The following is an 805-nucleotide window of genomic DNA, read 5'->3' as shown; positions in this document are numbered from 1 at the left end:
CCGTCTGGACTGCCTCGTTCGGCATCTTGCTCTTGCACTGGGCGGTCGCCCGGCGGCGCGCTTTGCGGATCGTCTCGGATTGCCGGTTAGCAATGATACGCTTCTACGAACTGTTCGCCGATATGATCGCCCACCGTCGACGCCACCGACTGTAATCGGCATTGATGACTGGGCGTGGCGTCGAAATCATCGATATGGCACGATCATCTGCGATCTGGAACGGCGAAAGACGATCGCGTTGTTGCCCGACCGGGAACCCTCGACCGCAAAGGCCTGGCTGGTCGAGCAGCCGCAAATCAAAATCGTGGCAAGAGACCGCGGCGGCGCGTATGCGCGGGCCGCTGCGCAAGCCCTGCCACAGGCCGAACAGGTCGCCGACCGCTGGCATCTCATGGAAAACGCTAGCCACGCTTTTCTTGATGCCGTCCGCAAGTCGATGCGGCAGGTCCGCATTGCAGTCGGGACAGCAACCGTAAACTCTAAGCTTCTGACTGCCGCCGAGCGCTTGCAATATGACGGATATCTGCGACGTGAAGAGACAAACTCTGTCATTCGTGGACTCGTCGGCGAAGGCCTGTCCATCAAGGCAATCGTACGCAGAACCGGGCATAGCCGAAAGCTGGTTCGCAGCATTGTTCGTGGTCAAAGGACCGACATCTTCCGAGTCCGGCAAACTTCGCTCGAACCACACCTACCGTGGCTTGAAGCGCAATGGGACGCCGGATCACGAAACGGCGCTGAACTGTGGCGGCAGCTTCGGCTGGCTGGTTTTGGCGGAGGTCTCCGCGTTGTCACTGAATGGGCA

General features: G+C 59.9%; 1 protein-coding gene. It reads left to right on the top strand.

Annotated elements, in window-relative coordinates; translation table 11 throughout:
* A partial coding sequence (locus JNC70_RS22780) for a transposase (protein ID WP_374789057.1) occupies positions 1 to 805 on the top strand: 805 nt, incomplete at both ends.

The organism is Brucella oryzae (genome assembly GCF_041929965.1).
GTDB classification, from domain to species: domain Bacteria; phylum Pseudomonadota; class Alphaproteobacteria; order Rhizobiales; family Rhizobiaceae; genus Brucella; species Brucella oryzae.
Note: the sequence above shows the minus strand (reverse complement) of the source record. Positions and strands in the feature narration are given on the sequence as shown.